The sequence below is a fragment of the Haloarcula halophila genome, assembly GCF_029278565.1.
In the GTDB taxonomy this organism is placed as follows: domain Archaea; phylum Halobacteriota; class Halobacteria; order Halobacteriales; family Haloarculaceae; genus Haloarcula; species Haloarcula halophila.
The window spans coordinates 163,338-181,200 of sequence record NZ_CP119560.1 but is presented as its reverse complement, the minus strand read 5'-3'; the positions used below and the strand labels follow the sequence as shown (position 1 = coordinate 181,200).

Genomic DNA, 17,863 nt, shown 5'->3' with positions numbered 1-17,863 from the left:
CCTCATATCCATATGGCAGATTCGGTCGAGCGAGAGCGGGTCCCGTCCGGAACGCCCGGCCTGGACGCCGTGTTACACGGCGGGTTCCTGCGTGGACAGACGACGATCGTCAACGGAGGACCGGGGACCGGCAAGACAGTGCTCGCACTGCAGTTCCTCGCTGCCGGCGAGTCGGGACTGTACGTCGGATTCGAGGAGCGAGCGGACGATCTCCGGCGCAACGCCGCGACCCTGGGGATCGATCTCTCGAGCAGTACGATTCTGGATCTCAGCGAATCGGAATCGCGGTTTTTCACCGAACAGGGGTACTCCCTCCTCTCGCCCGAGGAGGCCGAGGGGACGGAACTCATCGGGAAGATCGGGGACGCGATCGACCGCGAATCGCCCGACAGGCTGGTGATCGACCCGCTGACCGAGCTCCGTGCGCTCCTGCCCGACGAGTATCAGTTTCGGCGCCACATCTCCTCGCTCGTCAACGCACTCAAAGAGCGGTCGATCACGACAGTCTGTACGGCACAGGCGACGAGCGAGAACGAAGAGCGGGACATCCAGTTTCTCGGCGACGCGTCGATCGAGATTCGCCGGACGACGGACCACCGGAGTCTGGAGGTCACGAAGTTCCGCGGCTCGGACTACGCGGGTGGCAGACACACGTACCGCATCCGCTCGGGCACGGGCGGCCACGTCTATCCGAAGTTAGTCCCCGGCGACCACCAGGACGAGCGCTCGCGGGAACAGGTCGGCTCCGGGATCGAATCGCTGGACAGCCTCCTGGGTGGCGGAATCCAGCGTGGGTCCGTGACAGTGATCTCCGGACCCTCGGGCGTCGGGAAGTCGACACTCGCGACCGTGTTCCTGCGGGCGGCGGCCCAGCGCGGCGACCGTCCACAGGGGTTCCTCTTCGAGGAACTCGCCGCTGATTTCCAGTATCGGGCGCGCCAACTCGGCCTCGACCTCGACGAGTTGATCGAACGGGACCAGTTACTGCTGACCGAGATCGAGTCCCTCACACAGAGCCCCGACGAGTTCGCCGCGATGGTCAGAGACAGTGTCGAAGAAGACGGCGTCGGGATGGTCGTCATCGACGGGATCTCGGGGTACCGGCTCGCCCTCCGTGGCGGCGATTCGCAGACCCAACTCACCCGTGAACTCCACGCGCTGTGTCGATATCTCAAACGCATGGGCGTGACGACGCTTCTCCTCGACGAGGCCTCGACCGTCACCGGTGATCTGACCGCCACGAAAGACCAGATCAGCTACCTCGCCGACAACATCGTCTTCCTCCGGTACGTCGAGATCGACGGGGAGATCCAGAAGGTCATCGGCGTCCTCAAGAAACGATACGGTGACTTCGAGCGGACGATCCGGAACGTGGAGATCGGTGCCGACGGGCTCACCGTCGGTCCCTCGGTGGCGGGCTATCAGGGCGTGCTGACCGGCGTGCCCAGACGGGCCGACGAGGGCGACTGATGGCCGACGACCGCTCGCCAAACCGCCTTGCGAGTGGTGGCAGGGGGGCCGGCGAAGTTCCGCTCCCCGAACGAGGGGCGACCACGGTCACAGTAGCCGTCCCGGACGGGCGTGATCAACAGCTTCTGACCGAGACGCTCTCTGAGTACGAACTGCGACGCGTCGAGGACGGGATCTCCGAGGGAACGGATATCTGTGTGGTCGGCGTCGGTCAACTCGACGACTGTCGCACACGGATCCGTGACTGGAAACGATCCGAGCGGCCGGCGATGGCACCGGTCTTGCTGTTGGTCCCCGACAGTGTGTCCGACCCCTGGTCACAACACGCCGGGGAGTTCGGTGACGTGATCGACGGGATCATCCGGATACCGGCATCGAAACGCGCGATCCGCTCACACGTCGACGGGCTGATGGCCGTCCGTCAGTACTCGCTGGTCGCCGCACGCCGATGGGAACGGCTCGAACTGTACAGCCGCGCGATGGACAACGCGGACATCGGCATCAGTATCGCCGATGCGCGTGCCGAGGGAGCCCCCCTGATCTACGTCAACCGTGGGTTCGTCGATCTGACCGGCTACTCGCTACCGGAGGTTTTGGGGCGGAACTGTCGGTTTCTCCAGGGAGACGGGACCGACGAGACGACGGTTACGCAACTGCGCGAGGCTCTGGAGGCCCGGGAGCCGGTCTCCGTCGTCATCCGAAACTACCGGAAAAGCGGGGAGCCGTTCTGGAACCAACTGGATATCGTCCCGGTCTACGACGATGGCGGGACGGTGACACACTTCCTCGGGTTCCAGCGGGACGTGACCGAAGAGATCGAACGCAAGCGGCTGCTCGAACAGTACGAACACGTCTTCGAGTCCGTCAGTGATCCGGTCGTCGTGTTGCGTGCGGACACGACGGTGGTCCACGCTAACGGTGCCGCGATAGACGTGTTCGGAGCCGGGTTCGCCGGTCCGGAGCCGACCGTTCTAGCGGACCGTCTCCCCACAGAGCTTGCCGCCATCGTCCGTCGAGCCTGCCGGATCGTCGTCGAGACGGGCCAGACCCAGGAACGGGAGCTGTCGCTTTCGGTTCCGACAGGTCAGAAGCGGACGTTTCAGGTGAAATTCGAACACGAATCCGTCTCGGAGCGCGACGGCGACCATATCATCGCGATCGCGCGTGACATCTCCGCGATCCGCGAACAGCAGGGCCGACTGACCGTACTGGACAGAGTCCTCCGGCACAACCTCCGGAACAGGTTGACGGTCATCTCAGGCCAGGCCGAATACGTCACGACCCACGCCGACGAGCTGGACCCGTCGGCGCTGGCAGATAGCGCCGGAGCGATCCAGGCCGCGTCGGACGATCTGTTGGACATCGTCGATACCGTCAGGCAGTTCGAGATCGGGCGAAACCCCGAGAAATCGAGCGATCCACTCGACGTACCGACACTCGTTCGGTCGGCAGTCTCGACGCTCCGGGCGGAGTATCCGGAGATCGAGTTCTCGGTCGACGGCCCGACGACCGCGAGGGCGCGCTGTCCGCCCCAACTAGAACTCTGTCTCGAACAGCTCGTCGAGCGCGCTGTCGACGGGTGGGAGCGCCCGTCGGGGCGGTTCGCCGTACGGATCGTCGACGATCCGTCGAACGACACAGTTCGAGTTCGGGTAGAGGTCCCGGGTATGGAGTTCTCGGAGATCGCCCTCAGTGCGCTGGAGGCCGGAAGCGAGACGCCGCTGGAACACACACAGGGAATCCGACTCTGGCTCGTCAAGTGGGCTGTCGAGAACGCTAGCGGCTGGGTGTCGCTCGAAAACACCGAGAGCGGTGGCGTGGTGATTCTCTCGTTCCAACGGGACGCCGAGACGGGGAGCAGACAGACACATTGACGGTTCTGCGGTCGCTGGAACGTGTACGGACTATGGAGGGGTGCCAAGCAGTCGTTTTCAGTCACGACGAGGAGTACGTCGACCGGATTCAGGCGCACGTCGCGGAGATCGAACTCGGACAGGCCGAGACGGTCGACGACGTCGTCGGTACCGAGATCGACGTCGGTGTCGCCGTCCTGGATCTCGCGACGCTGGCGGTCGAGGTCCCAGAGACCGTCGAAGAACTGGACGCCAGCGTCGGAGCGGTGCTTCTGATCGCAGGGAGCGAGACGGCACCCGAGACGTGGTCGATAGCCTGGAAGCCGGTGCCGTCGGATACGTCGAACGCGATCCGCCAAACGGAGGCCCGACCCGTGTCGCGTCGTCGATGGAGGCGACGGATAGAGCCAACGACAGGACACGGGAGACCCCGTTCGTCGATCTGTTCCGGGAGGAACTGATCACCCGCCGACACGCCGACGCGCGGTTGGCCGCCGTCATCGACTGTGTCCAGAACCCAACGTTTCTCAAGGACGCTGACGGTCGATACGTGGTCTGTAACGACGAGTTCGTGTCGTTTGTCGAGCGGGATCGAGACGCGATCATCGGCAAGCGAACCGCGGAGTTCCGCCCGGATCTCGCAAGGGTCTGTGATACCACCGACGCACAGTTGCTCGCCAGTGGTGGCACCGAACAACTGGAGTTGACGATCGAACTGGCCAACGGGAACCGGGACATCGTCGTCGAGCGGCGCGGCTACGACGGGGACGGGTTCAGTGGAATCGTCGGTGTCATTCAGGACGTGACGCTCCAACAACGCCGTGAAACCGAACTCCGCGAGCAGACACGGAACCTGGAAATACTGAACCAAGTCACCCGCCACGACATCCGAAACGACATGCAGGTCATCCTGGGGATGGCCGACGTGTTGCGCGGGTACGTCGACGAGGAGGGACAGCAGTACCTCGAACGCCTCGCCGAAAGCGGTAAACACGTCGTCGACCTCACGCGGCAAGCCCGGGACCTGACCGAGACGATGTTGAGCGGCGACGAGGAGCTGACGGCGATGTCGCTTCGCCCCGCCTTGGAAGCACAGGTCGACGAGGTGGGGTCGGCATACGACAGGGCGGTCGTCACTATCGCCGACACCATCCCGGAGGCGGAAGTCATCGCGGACGAGATGCTCTCTTCGGTCTTCCGGAACATCATCGCGAACGGCATCCAGCACAACGATTCCGAGGTCCCCAGAGTGACCGTCACCGCGACGACAGACGAGGACTTCGCCGAGGTGCGGATCGCCGACAACGGGCCTGGCGTCCCGGACGAACGCAAAACCGAGATCTTCGGCCGCGGCGAAAAGGGCCTGGAGAGTTCCGGGACCGGGCTGGGGCTGTACCTCGTCGACAGCCTCGTCGAGAAGTACGGCGGCGAAGTCCAGGTCACCGACGGCAAGGAGGGTGCCGAATTCGTCGTTCGGCTCCCGCTCGCGACTGCAACAACGGCTGTGGAGTGAACCGGAGCTTCACTCGGCGGTCGGCAGGGTCACCTCGACAGCGGTCCCGCCCAACGGCGACTCGGTAACGTCGAGCTCGCCGCCGAAGTTCTCCACGAGCGTCGCAGCAAGCGAGAGACCGCCGCCACCGGTGGCGGCATCGGCGTTCAACAACTGTTCTTGCCCCACCGAGTCGATCCCCGGGCCGTTGTCGGCGACCGTGATCGTGACTGTCTCCGGCTCGTTGTGGACTGTTACCTCGACTCTCGGCTCGGCCGAGTCGTTGTGTTCGATCGCGTTCTCGACGAGATTGTCCAGCACCGAGCGGATACCGGCGTTCGCCGAGACGACCGCCGACTCCGGGAGATCGACCGTGACCGTCGCCTGGAAAGCGTCGTCGAACTGGGTCGTTATCTCACGGACGATCGGGACGACATCGACGGGGTCGAGTTCGGGGTCATGGAGGAGCGTCGAAGCGATCGCTCGACTGGTCTCGATCCGGGTCAGGGCCTCCATGGACTTCTCACGGACGATCGCTGGATCACCCGGTTCGTTCGTGTTCCGGTCGGCGTCGGCGAGCAGGTCCGCGTGTCCGTGGATCACGTTCAGGTCGTTCCGGAGGTCGTGTCGGATGAGCTCGTTGACGAACCCGAGCGCGTTTCTGGCGGTAGTGGCACGGCGTGCGCTCGCCCGAGCACGGGCGTTGTAGTAGCCCCCCAGAAAGCCGGCGACGCCACCGGCCTCGGCAGCGATCAACAGCGAGAAGCCGGGTTCGGAGACCGTCCGCCCTTCGATGAACTGGATGCCGAGCGTCGCTCCGATGACGGCGACGAACAGGATGACACCGGCGAAACACCAGACACACACCGTCCAGCGTTCGCGTTGATCGAGGGTCGTCCGCGACAACCAGTAGCCGGCGTAGGTCAGTCCCACCGCTGCGGGGACATCCAACACCAGCGCAGCGATCGGCCCCACGGCGGTGTCGAGAACGAACAACTCCGTAATGTGATGGGTGATGGCAGCGACGAGCAACAGGACACCGACTCCGGCGATAAGGGCTGGCGAGGAGGATCGGAAAGAGCCGGAGGACATATTTCAACGGATAAGTCAATCCTGCTTAGCTGTTGTGGAACCGACCTACGATCCCGACCGGGACCGGGGAGAGTCGGTGCCGCCGACGAACCGGTCACTGATGTCGTCGTCGGGGACCATACACTGGTCTTTCCGGCCGAACCACTCGTAGCGACGGTCGGCGACGAGATCGTAGACGAAATCGCTGATCCGGACGGGAACGAGTCGGCCGACAGTAGCGAGCCGGTACGGCCATCCAAGCAGCTCCAGGACTCTGATGACGGCCCGTGACTTCGTGTAGACCCGCTCGCCATCGACGAGGACGACGGAGTCGAGCGAGTCCGTCGAAAGGCCGTGGGACGCTCGGACCCGCGTCCCGTACTCCGATTGCAGTGACGCGAAACTGATCCGACCCTCGGGGTCCCGGGGGACGATCGTCTGGACGAGCCAGTTACAGAGGTTACACACGCCGTCGAAGAGGAGGACCGGGCCGTGATCCTCGTCGCTGGCCTCGGCCACCGATCGGGAGTCGTCTGTCTCGGAGATATACGGGTATTGGTCGTTCGGCCCCTTTATTCCGACGGTGCCAGCAGGCAGCGGTAGCGTGGCGGGGCCGCCGATACCAGCCCGTCGGTCGTCGGGAGAACGGTCTCGACCGCTACTCGTGGCCCTGCTCGATTGTCACGTCGTCGTCGGTGAGCCTCACGACGATCGTCCGGGCCGGGGTGTCGCCGACGCGGACTGTTGCAGTGGTCTCCGTGTCGTTGTCCAGTGTCACCGTGACAGTGTAACGACCGTCTGAGAGCAAGTCCAGCGAGCAGCCGCTCTGGCCGGGGTTGAGTCGGTACGTCTCCTCGTGGCAGACGCCGCCGTCGTCCGTGACGGTGATCCGGATTTCGTGGGCCGTCTCCGAACTGTCGTTGTGGACGGACAGGTCCTCGCGGCGTCGGCGCCACACCGTGGTCGATCCGAGAACCGGTCGACTACCCGAGACGTCGATGGAGGGCAATCCGGGCATACTGCGGAGGACGGACAGCGCGGACTTATAGTCGGCTAAGGGTTCAAGACTGATTTGAGCCACTTACAGTCCGTCACAGTTCGGTTGGAGTCGGTCTTCAGACTGGCGTCGTGTTTGGCGAAGGGCAGATCACTCTGTTTCGATTTCGACTCGGCCGATCGGGACGTAGTGGTTCGCAGCGGGTGAGAACTGTTCGGCGGTCGATACGGTGAACAGATACGTGCCACTTTCAGTGGTCTCGAAGACGTATGTACGCCGGATTTCTCCGCCAGGCTCGATCCGCGGGCTCACCTCACCGACTGACAGTCCCGTATACTCTCCGTCCGACGGAATATCGCTGGAAACCTCACTTGCCGATTGATACACCTCGTCGTCTTCGGTTACGACCGCCAAGTCGTCTTTCCAGACAGTGACCGGTTCCTCCCCCCGATTTTCCATTCGAACGACGACGAGGAGGTTTGTTTCACCGGGAGAGCCGTCTTCCTCACCTGGCTGGAGTGTCGGGACTGTTCGAACTTTCTCAACCGTGAATCCAACAGTGCTGGCAGTTCCCTCGACGGTAAACTGTTCACCTGTATCATGCTGTTTGATCGTCGGCGGCTCTGACTGGCTTTCTTGGAGGTAAATGGCACCGAACGACGCCCCTGCGACGAGCAGGACGACAGTAGCCATGACCGCCCGTTCAAATCTGATTTCAAACCGACTCGTCAATCGATCTCTAGCTGGCGGCAATGCCAACAGCCCGCTTAGGATACCCAATACACCGCCGATTACCGTCGAACTCACGAACAGGAGTCCCAGTAGAATTAACACCACACCGCCGAGCCAGAACAGTGCCTCCGCGATCTGGAAGTCAAACTGCACTGCCGGAAGGAAGTACAGCCCCACCAACACGAGAACAACGCCAACAGGTGGGGCACCGAACAGAAACACAACGCCGAGGAGGAGCAATAAGAGACTCCCAACCCACGAGAGAACCGATTTAACGTTCACACGGAAGAGCTAATATGTTGTTAGGTAATATAATTACCGTATCCATTCAATTTTTGTATCGGTATATCCCAATATTTTATCAGATCGAGTATCAACGAGGTAGCACGATGACTGGAGTAAATAGATAAATGTCCAACAGGATTTCCAGAAGGGAGTTTGTCATATCAAGTGCTGGCATTGTCAGTGCGTCGCTTGCAGGATGTGCCAGTCTTGGAGGCCCAAATATTTCAGAAGAAGAGTATCCCGCTGGGACCTCGCAAGACGGGATCACTGATCCCGCTACCATTGTCGGTTCCACACGTACTGCGTTGGCTAACAATGGGTACGATGTCAAACTAGAGCATGATGGGACGACATTACGATTTCACAGCAGTCTCCAGGACAGTCGTCACTACCGGAAAGTCGGGGACGCTGATTTCGCCAATGAAGTGCTTCTCGATGAGGGGATGCTATATATAAAATACGAGACACATAGTGGGTACGAATACTACACCGGAAAGACAGAGCGATCTTTCAGCGACTTTCACGCATCGAACAGTTATTATAGAGAAGATCTGCCTGGTGATGAGGAGATTTTGTGGGCGAATATCATCAAACATATCCGAGGGTATTTTCTCCAAAATATTCTCGAAGTTTCAGAGTTTGCTCCGGTCCAAGCAACCGATCGTAGTGGTCGGGCAGTTGTTGAATTCGAGATAGAGAGCGTAAGCCAAGATGCCTTTGACGACACCGTTACGGGGTCAAGTGGGTCACTCATAGTTGACCCGGAGAGTGTATCTCGCTCTGTAGAGATCCAAGTGAGAACGTCGTCATCGGGAGAGACGAGCACAGCTGAAAACAGAAGATACCAGGTCCAAGAACTGGGAAATACCGTTGTTTCACGGCCGTCTTGGGTTGAGGAAGAGTTCCAATGACTACCTTGTGGTTATCAATCAATGACCAATAGAATGTCTGATACTTCCCATATAGATCGGAGAGCAGTGCTTCGCACGTTGGGTGGTGCAGTCACGAGTGCCAGTTTGACGGGCTGTCTGGGAGCGTTCGATGAGGAAGAACGCGACGTGACGCTACATAGTTCGAACTGGATCAAACCGTCCGAAAACGGTCCCGGGATTTCGTCCGGCTATGCGGAACCCTACGACCTCTATAACCACGTGAAAACGATGGACGGTGTCACGTGGTCCGAGTTTGTCTCGTGGCTGTCTGCGCCCACAGCGTACGTGAATGAACAGGGGCGTTTACCACTGATTCCAAAGGACGTGGTCGCTGGCGGCAAACCGTTTGTCGTCGGGAACGAAGGAAGCGGATGGCACCATAGTCGAGATATTCCCGCCATGGCCGCGCTCACGATCGACAGGACCGGGGAAGCAGAGGAACAGCGCCATCTGGCTGTATTTCAACTTCCGGACTCCTCCTCGAAGGCAGAGCTGAAACAACGCCTGCTGGACGTAACCGGAGCGGACGCGCGGGAAGTAAACGGCATGACTGTGCTGGAGGGGGGTGGAGGGGGAATCACCGATAACGGACAGTTGATCGAGAGAGTTGTGGTAATCGAGGACGGGCTTTTGCTTGCCGCTGTCGGCTCGGATGGCGAACTAACAGGTGATGAGAGTGATTACCATCTACAGGAGGCGCTGGAGCGGGCCGGAACGGAACGCAATCTGGAGAACCACCCAGTCAGACACGTGGAGAAGATGGATATCGTGACGACATACGGGCCGGCTTACATCGAAGACGCCGAAACGGCTCCGCGGTCGCAGTCGGTCGGTATTGATCTGGAGGCACAAACCAAGACAGTGGTGGCTACGTATCCAGACCCGGACAGGGCAGCCGAGACTGCGAAACGGTTCAGAGTCGACGACGGCAGCATCCAGTTCACAACTGACGAGGGGACTGCGCGATTCACACCGATCGCCGTCGAGTATCGGACGGTTCGACGGGCAGGGCGAGCACTCCTCTTCGAAGCCGAGATTCCCGATCTAGTTGGGACGATCAAAGAGGGTCCCCCGACGTGGTCGTACGGGGTCGTCGGCCGGTGATCGCTCGTCCGTGAGTCCTCAACGAAGAAAGCAACCAGGGTTTCCAGGCGCCTGTTTCGCTGACTCCCGCGGTCGGTCTGCGCACTCGATTACCCGAGGGCTACAGTCCAAGAAGTTCGATGGGTTTCTGCAGGAATGGTAAGATTAGTGTTCTTTCAACGGGACTTGTAATCTGTCTCGATGGGACGGAAATCGTATACACGGCGCCAGTTGATTCGAACGAGTGGTCTCGTCGGAACAGTTGTACTCGCAGGATGTAGCGGCGAAGATGAGTCGGTAACGGATCCGGACCCACCGACCGTCGACGATGCCACAGAGGTCGACACAGTGGAGTCGGCTGAAACTGCGGAAGACGATCAGCCAGTGACGTTTCGACCGGAAGAGATGGTCATTGCCGATGACGACAGTGTGGTATCGGTGACAGGACAGCAGAATATCGGCGGGCGAGATATCGATCTCTACACGAGCACGTTCGATGGGTGGCTGGGTGCATGTCTTGAGCGGTATTGGGTGGAGTCCTATTCGAATCCCGAACTCGAACGGGGTGAGGGCGAGGTATCAGCGTCAGATCACTACCGATTGCACGTGTTGCTCCCATCCGATCAAACGGTCAGTGACCTGCAAGCTGTGTACAACAACAATTTCAATCCTCCCTCGAAGCCGTTCAAACCGGCGTTGGATGACTGGCGGGAACTGGTTCCCGGAGAGGAAACGTCTGCGGGACTCGAGTTCACCCTTCCCGTCTCGAGCGAGATCCGAGAAGTAAACATCACGAAGAACCAGTTGATCAGCTCGAACTCGGCAGTGAGTATCCAGGATAATACGATCGTACTTCCGTATGAGGAACTCTCTCCGGCCTATCTCCGGTACCCGGTCACGAAAGCTCGGGTCACGATGACAACAGAGCAGGAAACATATTATCTCCACCTACCGTATCCCGATATCTCGATCGAATCGTTTGATTTCACAGCCCGATCGAGCGACGAAGGTGTTCAGCTCGAACAGCTCTCCGCCGAAGTATCGATCGAATCCGAGAAGCCAACCCAGTACGTGAACCTCCACACTGATTTCGGGGGGAGTTTGACTCGCGACTACTTGTACGAAATCGATGCCGATGATTTTGAGGCCATCGACGGTTCGGGTACGACCGAAATAACCCGAGATCTCTCTTCGCTCCCTCATTCGGAACGCTCGACAGTAGGCCCCGATAACTTCCAGGAATCGTTCCCCATACGGCAAAACGAGTTCTCTATCGTCGTCGGACAGATCGCACCACTCGCTCGGGACGGTATCTTACGACGTGATATTGTAGAGTGATTTAGCGTTCGATAGCTCGGTAGGTGGATTGGCACTCCTGGAACGCCGGAAACGCGGAGGAAACGGAACGAGAACGGACCGACGCCTTGTTCACTCGCCGTCGGCGGTGATCTCTTCGAGTGCCGACTCGAAGTGCGCCTGTGTCAGGACGATGTCCTCGACGGCTGTCGGTTCGTCGCTGGACTGTGATCGGACGTGCTCACGGACGGCAGCGGTCGCCGCGCCGCGACACATGGCTGCCACGTCGGCCCCCACGAGTCCGTCCATCTCGGCGGCGAGCGCATCGAGATCGACGTCGTCGGCCAGCGGCCGTTTTCGCGTGTGGATCGTCAGAATCTCGCGTCGGGTCTCCTCGTCGGGCACACCGACCTCGATCTTCCGTTCGATCCGGCCGGCACGGGTCAACGCGTCGTCGATGAGGTCCGGCCGGTTCGTGGCCGCGATCACGACGACGTCCTCCAGTTCTTCGAGCCCGTCGAGTTCGGTCAACAACTGCGAGACGACGCGTTCACCGACCTGATTGTCCCCGCCACCGCTACCCCGCTTGCTCGCGATGGCGTCGATCTCGTCGAAGAAGATGACGGTGGGGGCATTCGAGCGCGCTTTCTCGAAGATCTCCCGGACGCCTTTCTCGCTCTCGCCGACGTACTTGTCGAACAGTTCCGGCCCCTTCACCGAGATGAAGTTCGACTGTGCCTCGTTCGCGACGGCCTTCGCCAGGAGCGTCTTCCCGGTCCCGGGCGGTCCGTGGAGGAGAATGCCTTTCGTCGACTGTAGATCGACTTGCTTGTACGCGTCGGGATAGGCGAGGGGCCACTCGATGGCCTCCTGCAGCCGCTCTTTCGTCTCCGCGAGGCCGCCCACGTCGTCCCACGTCACGTCGGGTTTCTCGACGAAGACCTCCCGGAGCGCGCTGGGATCGATCTCCCGGAGCGCCGACCGGAGGTCGCTCTCGGTGACTTCGAGCGTTTCGAGGGTCTCGGCGCTGATCTCGTCGCCTTCGAGGTCGAGATCGGGCCGAACTCGGCGGAGCGCGTTCATCGCCGCCTCACGGACGAGGCTTTCGAGGTCCGCCCCGACGAAGCCGTGCGTGTTGTCGGCGTACTGCTGGAGGTCGACGTCCTCGGCGATGGGCATCTCCCGGGTGTGGATCTGGAGGACCTCGTGACGGCCCTCGGTGTCGGGAGCACCGATCTCGATCTCGCGGTCGAACCGGCCGCCTCGCCTGAGTGCGTTGTCGATCGAGTCGACGCGGTTGGTCGTCCCGATGACGGTCACCTGGCCGCGGTCTTCGAGTCCGTCCATCAGGGAGAGCAACTGCGCGACGACCCGGCGCTCGACCTCGCCCTGGGTGTCGTCCCGCTTCGGGGCGATGGAGTCGATCTCGTCGATGAAGATGATCGACGGCTCGTTCTCGCCGGCCTCCTCGAAGACCTCACGGAGGCGTTCCTCGCTTTCGCCGTGGTATTTCGACATGATCTCCGGGCCGGAGATCGTCGAGAAGTTGGCGTCGATCTCGTTGGCCACCGCCTTCGCGATCAGCGTCTTGCCGGTCCCCGGCGGCCCGTGGAGCAAGACGCCCTGTGGCGGCTCGATACCGAGTGCCTGGAACAGCTCGGGATGGGTCATCGGGAGTTCGATCATCTCCCGGACCTGGTCGAGTTCGTCGTTGAGACCACCGACATCCTCGTAGGTGACACTCGGCGGTTCCGAGCCGTCGGCCGTCTCGGCATCGCGGTCGGCATCGACGGCTTCGGCCGACTGCTCGACGACCTCGACGTCGGTCGACTGCGTGACGATCACGGTCCCCTCGGGGTCGGTGCCGACGATGCGGATCGGAATCCGGCGGTTCGCACGCCCCATCACCGAGCCGAGTCCGAGTGCCAGCGGGACGGTCTGTCCCGCCTGGACCGCCCGGTTGACGAGTTTCTTACGGAGATACGGAGCGAGGTCGCCACGGATCTGGAGTCCGTCGGGGAGTGCGATCGACAGCGTGTGTGCTGGCTCCACGTCGGCTTCCGCGACCGAAACGAGTTGATCGAGCCGTGCCCCGATCGTCTTGCGTGTCTGTCCGTCGATACCGACGATCCCGCGCTGTCGCTCGCCGGCCTGTCCGGGCCGGGCACGGGCGACTGCGGTTCCGTCTTCGCCTTCGATGGTGACGAAGTCCCCGGGTTCGATCCCGAGTTCCGACATCGCCTCCTGATCGATCGCTGCGATACCCTTCCCCGCACTCTGCCTATCGAGCGGTTTGACAAGTAATCTCATACTGAGTGGCCATCCAGTCTGCGCTCGAAGGGAACGGATCCGGGTCGTCGAGACGAATACGAGACTGGGGCTCCAAACGCCTACTCGGAGGCAACTGGAATAAGTTTGTGCCGGCCCCCGCGCGGGGAGCCAAGACGGGACCGATCGGCCAGCGTCGGCGCTGGGCAACCGGACCCGCCCGGAGCGGCTCAGTCTCGTAGTTCCGTAGTGATATAGAGTGGCTATACCGTATAGCTATACTACTATGAGCAGGGGGTCGGTCAGGGGCAACCTCCCCTAAACGGCGGTGAGACGGTGGCAGTATTGTGCCGACGGAGCGTCACTCGCCGACTGCGACCCGACGGCCGGTCTCGGCGGCCTCGTAGACGGCTTTCAGCGTCTTTATGTCGACAAGCCCGTGCTCGCCGTCGGCGAACGGATCGGTCTCGGTCAGCACACAGTGTGCGAAGTACTCGAACTCCGTTTCCATCTGATCGACCTGCTCGAAGTCGACGGTGATCTCGCCGTCGCCGTGAGAGAGGTGGAGCTGTCGGTCGTCCCAGGGGTAAAAGGCCGGTTCGACGCGGACCTCGCCGGCGGTACCGGTCACCCGGATATGACTCGACATGTGGGCGTTCTGGCTGGCCGTACAGCAGGCGGTGGTGTGTCCGGGGAACTCGACTTGGAAGGTGGCGTGTTCGTCGGGTACGTCCGCGAAGGCCTCCTCGACCGACGCGACGGTTCCCGAGACCGCGACGGGATCGGCCTCCAACAGGAACCGGGCGGTGTTGAGCGGGTAGATCCCGAGATCCATGGCCGCACAGCCACCGGAGAGATCGCCGTCGAGACGCCACTGATCGGGATCGGGAACGAGGTCGAGGATCGGTTCGGTCATACTGCCGTGGACGACCACCGGCTCGCCGACGTACCCCTCGCGGAGGAGCTCCCTGGCCCGGCGAACCGCCGGTTCGGTGTGCATCCGGTAGGCGATCATCAGCGGGACATCGTGCGTCTCGCAGGTGGCGACCATCTGTCTCGCACGCTCGACGGTCGTTTCCATCGGTTTCTCGCAGAGAATCGCCTTCCCCAGTTCCGCAGCCGTCTCGACGAACGGGAGGTGGCGCGCGTTCGGTGTGGCAACGTAGACGGCGTCGAAGGCGTCGCTTGCCTCGCCGTCGTGAAACTGGTCGTACGTCAGCGTCTGCTCGACAGTCGGCGTATCGGCCGCGACCGACTGGGCTTTCGTGGTGTCACCACTGACGAGTACCGTCGTCTCACAGAGCTCGCCGGCAGCCACTGCTGGCATCGCCTGCTCCCGCGTCCACCACCCGAGGCCGATCATGGCGAAGCGGACCGGATCGTCGGTTTCGGTGACAGTCTGCCAGTCCCGTCGGGTGAACCCCTCGGTCAACGCGTCCAGTTCCATGGAACACGGTTACATCCCACAGTATTAAACTGGGGGCAGTGTCGGATCGGCCCGTCCACTCCGGTATGTTCGGTCGTGCCCGTCCCGGAGGACCCGACCGGTGTTGCAGAAGTGTAACACAGCCAATCTGTTTTTCCCTGTCGACCCTGTAGGTCCTATTGGGTACAGTAACCGGACCGGACCTGCTGTATCCACGAACCTGTCAGAGGCACGCGGGGACCTCCCCCGAAGTTTTTGCCGCCTTCTCACTACTCGCCACCTCCGTCACCCCCGCCGCCGTCGCCGCCGAACCCGCCGACACCACCGCCATCGTCGTCGTATCCCCCATCGGCGTGGCGACTCCCCCCGGAATCGCTCGTCAGGACAAAACCGACGGAGACGACGGCCAGGACCGCCGCGACCAGGATTCGATCGGGGCTGGCGAGGACGAACGCGGCGACCTCCGGGGGCGTGACACCGTCGGCCGTCAGCGCCCGGAGTGCCGCCTCGTCGCGCCACTGGAGGTACAGGATCATGCCGAAAAACTCCAGCATCCCCCCGACGAATACGAGCGAGACCAGGAACCCGACGAACCGGAACGGGAGTTTCAACAGCCTGAGAATCACTGTCGACGCCTCCGTCGTGGTGGTTTCGTCGTGAACTGTACTCTCCGGGGCCGGGCGAACGCCGGCCTCGGCGTCCTTCCACCCCGTTGCTCGGATGCCACCATGGCACACTGTATTTTTCACTGACATGAAAAGGCATCGCTCATCGGAGGACACGGACCCACCCTGGTAACACTCGTGCCAGCACGGACTCAAGTACCTCCATCCCGTATCGGTGGGTAATGACAGAGCCGACACCTGGAATCCACCACGTGACCTGTATCGCATCCGACCCGCAGGAGAACATCGACTTCTGGGTCGAGACACTCGGGCTGCGCCTGGTCAAGAGATCGATAAACCAGGACGACGACGGGACCTACCACTTCTTCTTCGCCGACGCGGAGGGGACACCCGGGACGAGCATGACGTTTTTCCCCTGGGAAGACATCTCACAGGGGAAGGTCGGCTCGGGACAGGTCTCACGGACCGCGTTCCGCGTTCCCGAAGGGAGCCTGGACTACTGGGAGGATCGGTTCGACGACTACGGTGTCGAGTACGACGACAGGATCGAGCGGTTCGGCGAGACGGTCCTCCCGTTCCGGGACCCGGACGGACTGCCCATCGAACTCGTCGCGGTAGAGCTCCCCGACGACGATCCGACAGTTCCCTGGACCGAGTTCGTCCCCGAATCGGCCGCTATCCGCGGGTTCCACTCGGTGACGCTGTGGCTCGCCGATCCCGAGCAGACAGAGGACCTGCTCGAGACGATGGGGTTCGAGCGGGTCGGGACCGAATCGTCGCCGGGTGATACCCCTGGCGACGAGCGGACACGCTTTGCCGCCGAGGGACCAGTCGGCAAGTACGTCGACGTGTTGCCGACCATCGAAGGCGGTCGGCAGGGTCACGGAACGGTCCATCACGTCGCGTTCCAGACGCCCACCGACGACCACCAGATGGAGATGCGAGACGCCGTCAGGTCGCTCGGACTCCGCCCGACACAGCAGATCGACCGTCACTGGTTCCGGTCCGTCTACTTCCGTGAGTTCGGCGGCGTCCTCTTCGAACTCGCGACGAGCGGACCCGGATACACGAGCGACGAACCGCTGTCGGAGCTGGGTGAACGGCTCGTTCTTCCGGGATCGTTCGGGGACCGGCGCGACGAGATCGAATCACAGCTCACGTCCGTCACGGTTCCGCGGGCCGAACAGGCGGACGCGGACGACTGACACCGAACCAGACTACACCCACTGGGAAGCCACCGCGGACTCCCCGCTGCACCGTCCACGGACCGTTCGTACCCGGGGACGGGAACGGCGAATACACTTCGATAGAGGTGTGTCTCTGGACGCACGATCCGTTCGTCGGGCTGTCGCCCCGGACACCCCCACACAGGCGGAACGGGTAGTCGCATCTACGGAGACGCTCTCGACCGCTCGACCCACATCGAGGGCAGTGTGGTCGCTGCTTGCGAGGCTACTCTGAGTACCCTTCTTGGAGGAACGTTCCCTCCGTCTCGTACATCGAAACCAGTTCCGCGATGAGTTCCTCGTAGGTCTCGTCCTCGTCGAGGTGTCGCTCTAGCCGCTCGCTGAGTTCGTCACTGATCTCTATCGTGTGAGTCATGCTCTCCCACCAGGGACTGATGGGACGCGAATATATATATCGGTCGGGGACCAGGGTCGGAGGGCCGAGATCGCCGATACACATACGTCGATCGCCGTCAAGCAGCGAACATGGGCGCATCCGAGCGGACTGCGATCCTGGGTGGAACCTTCACTCCGATCCACAACGGGCATCGAGCCTTGCTCCACAAGGCGTTTCAGACCGCGAGCCACGACGGGCCGGGAGCGGGCCACGTCGTCGTCGGCCTCACCGGGACCGAACTCGCCCGACAGACGCGAAGCGATCCGGACCACGCCGACACGCTCGGTTCGTTCGCCGACCGTTACGATGCGCTGGAAGCGGAACTGGATCGGATCGGCGCCGCCTACACGAGTTCTTTCGAGATCGTCGAACTCTCGTCGCCGCTGGGTCCGGCCGCAACGCGATCGGACCTCGATGCGTTGATCGTCTCCCCGGAGGCGAAGGCCCAGCGGCGGGCGTACGAACTCAACGAGCGCCGCGTCGAGAGCGATCTCGACCCCCTGGAGATCCACACGCCACCCTTTATCGTCGCCGAAGACGGCACGCGGATCAGTAGCACGCGGGTTCGGAACGGCGAGATCGACGTGCACGGACGACTGCGGTCGGAGTGACGACACCAGTTCCACGAAACGGTACCGTATTCGATCCAGACCCGCTCACACCGAGTGATTCCGCCTGTCGGACCCAGGTTAAGCGTCCCCTGTCGTCC

The 17,863-nt window shown here is 61.9% G+C and carries 17 protein-coding genes; 9 read left to right on the top strand and 8 right to left on the bottom strand.

Translation table 11 applies throughout. From position 1 onward, the window contains the following. Nucleotides 1–12 precede the first annotated feature (12 nt). From P0204_RS16915 to P0204_RS16900, 4 genes are read left to right on the top strand one after another with little or no spacing between them, the layout of a single operon-like run. A complete protein-coding gene (locus tag P0204_RS16915; RefSeq protein WP_276223883.1) occupies nt 13–1,470 on the top strand; it encodes an ATPase domain-containing protein in 1,458 nt (485 codons plus the stop codon). Then, nucleotides 1,470–3,344 (top strand): PAS domain-containing protein, encoded by a 1,875-nt coding sequence (locus P0204_RS16910; RefSeq protein ID WP_276223881.1) that lies wholly within the window; start codon nt 1,470–1,472, stop codon nt 3,342–3,344. Before P0204_RS16915 ends, P0204_RS16910 begins: the two co-directional genes overlap by 1 nt. Nucleotides 3,345–3,376: 32 nt before the next feature. Beyond that, on the top strand, nt 3,377–3,784 hold the full coding sequence (locus tag P0204_RS16905) for a hypothetical protein (protein ID WP_276223880.1): 408 nt from the start codon (nt 3,377–3,379) through the stop codon (nt 3,782–3,784). Beyond that, on the top strand, nt 3,712–4,836 hold the full coding sequence (locus P0204_RS16900; RefSeq protein ID WP_276223878.1) for a PAS domain-containing sensor histidine kinase: 1,125 nt from the start codon (nt 3,712–3,714) through the stop codon (nt 4,834–4,836). Before P0204_RS16905 ends, P0204_RS16900 begins: the two co-directional genes overlap by 73 nt. A gap of 9 nt (nt 4,837–4,845) precedes the next feature. On the opposite strand, the gene P0204_RS16895 is transcribed toward P0204_RS16900, so the two are convergent. From P0204_RS16895 to P0204_RS16880, 4 genes are all read right to left on the bottom strand, one after another. After that, a complete protein-coding gene (locus P0204_RS16895) occupies nt 4,846–5,907 on the bottom strand; it encodes an ATP-binding protein (protein WP_276223876.1) in 1,062 nt (353 codons plus the stop codon). Between the two features lie 45 nt (nt 5,908–5,952). Next, nucleotides 5,953–6,405 carry a thiol-disulfide oxidoreductase DCC family protein gene (locus P0204_RS16890; RefSeq protein ID WP_276223875.1) on the bottom strand — a complete coding sequence of 151 codons (453 nt, stop codon included), beginning with the start codon at nt 6,403–6,405 and terminating at the stop codon, nt 5,953–5,955. A gap of 139 nt (nt 6,406–6,544) precedes the next feature. Continuing rightward, nucleotides 6,545–6,904 (bottom strand): Ig-like domain-containing protein, encoded by a 360-nt coding sequence (locus P0204_RS16885; protein ID WP_276223873.1) that lies wholly within the window; start codon nt 6,902–6,904, stop codon nt 6,545–6,547. A 129-nt stretch (nt 6,905–7,033) separates the two neighbouring features. Beyond that, nucleotides 7,034–7,897, bottom strand: a complete 864-nt coding sequence (locus tag P0204_RS16880) for a hypothetical protein (RefSeq protein WP_276223871.1) — start codon at nt 7,895–7,897, stop codon at nt 7,034–7,036. Nucleotides 7,898–8,025: 128 nt separating this feature from the next. Between P0204_RS16880 and P0204_RS16875 the strand changes: the two genes are divergently transcribed. From P0204_RS16875 to P0204_RS16865, 3 genes are all read left to right on the top strand, one after another. Then, entirely contained in the window at nt 8,026–8,811 is a 786-nt protein-coding gene (locus P0204_RS16875) for a hypothetical protein (RefSeq protein WP_276223870.1), read from the top strand. Between the two features lie 420 nt (nt 8,812–9,231). Then, nucleotides 9,232–9,936 carry a hypothetical protein gene (locus P0204_RS16870; RefSeq protein ID WP_276223868.1) on the top strand — a complete coding sequence of 235 codons (705 nt, stop codon included), beginning with the start codon at nt 9,232–9,234 and terminating at the stop codon, nt 9,934–9,936. 180 nt (nt 9,937–10,116) lie between these two features. Then, on the top strand, nt 10,117–11,253 hold the full coding sequence (locus P0204_RS16865) for a hypothetical protein (RefSeq protein WP_276223866.1): 1,137 nt from the start codon (nt 10,117–10,119) through the stop codon (nt 11,251–11,253). Between the two features lie 90 nt (nt 11,254–11,343). Here the strand turns inward: P0204_RS16865 and P0204_RS16860 are convergent, their stop codons facing one another. From P0204_RS16860 to P0204_RS16850, 3 genes are all read right to left on the bottom strand, one after another. After that, nucleotides 11,344–13,521, bottom strand: coding sequence for a CDC48 family AAA ATPase (locus P0204_RS16860; protein ID WP_276223864.1), 2,178 nt, complete (start codon nt 13,519–13,521; stop codon nt 11,344–11,346). 319 nt (nt 13,522–13,840) lie between these two features. Further along, complete coding sequence (gene gfo6, locus P0204_RS16855) at nt 13,841–14,926, bottom strand: D-xylose 1-dehydrogenase Gfo6 (RefSeq protein ID WP_276223863.1); 1,086 nt, start codon at nt 14,924–14,926, stop codon at nt 13,841–13,843. A gap of 248 nt (nt 14,927–15,174) precedes the next feature. Beyond that, complete coding sequence (locus tag P0204_RS16850; RefSeq protein WP_276223862.1) at nt 15,175–15,660, bottom strand: hypothetical protein; 486 nt, start codon at nt 15,658–15,660, stop codon at nt 15,175–15,177. Between the two features lie 92 nt (nt 15,661–15,752). Between P0204_RS16850 and P0204_RS16845 the strand changes: the two genes are divergently transcribed. Continuing rightward, complete coding sequence (locus P0204_RS16845; RefSeq protein WP_276223860.1) at nt 15,753–16,736, top strand: VOC family protein; 984 nt, start codon at nt 15,753–15,755, stop codon at nt 16,734–16,736. Nucleotides 16,737–16,983: 247 nt separating this feature from the next. On the opposite strand, the gene P0204_RS16840 is transcribed toward P0204_RS16845, so the two are convergent. After that, nucleotides 16,984–17,133, bottom strand: coding sequence for a DUF7557 family protein (locus P0204_RS16840; RefSeq protein ID WP_276223858.1), 150 nt, complete (start codon nt 17,131–17,133; stop codon nt 16,984–16,986). A 110-nt stretch (nt 17,134–17,243) separates the two neighbouring features. Between P0204_RS16840 and P0204_RS16835 the strand changes: the two genes are divergently transcribed. Beyond that, nucleotides 17,244–17,765: a phosphopantetheine adenylyltransferase gene (locus P0204_RS16835; protein ID WP_276223856.1), complete on the top strand. Its 522-nt coding sequence runs from the start codon at nt 17,244–17,246 to the stop codon at nt 17,763–17,765. The last annotated feature ends 98 nt before the right edge of the window (nt 17,766–17,863 follow it).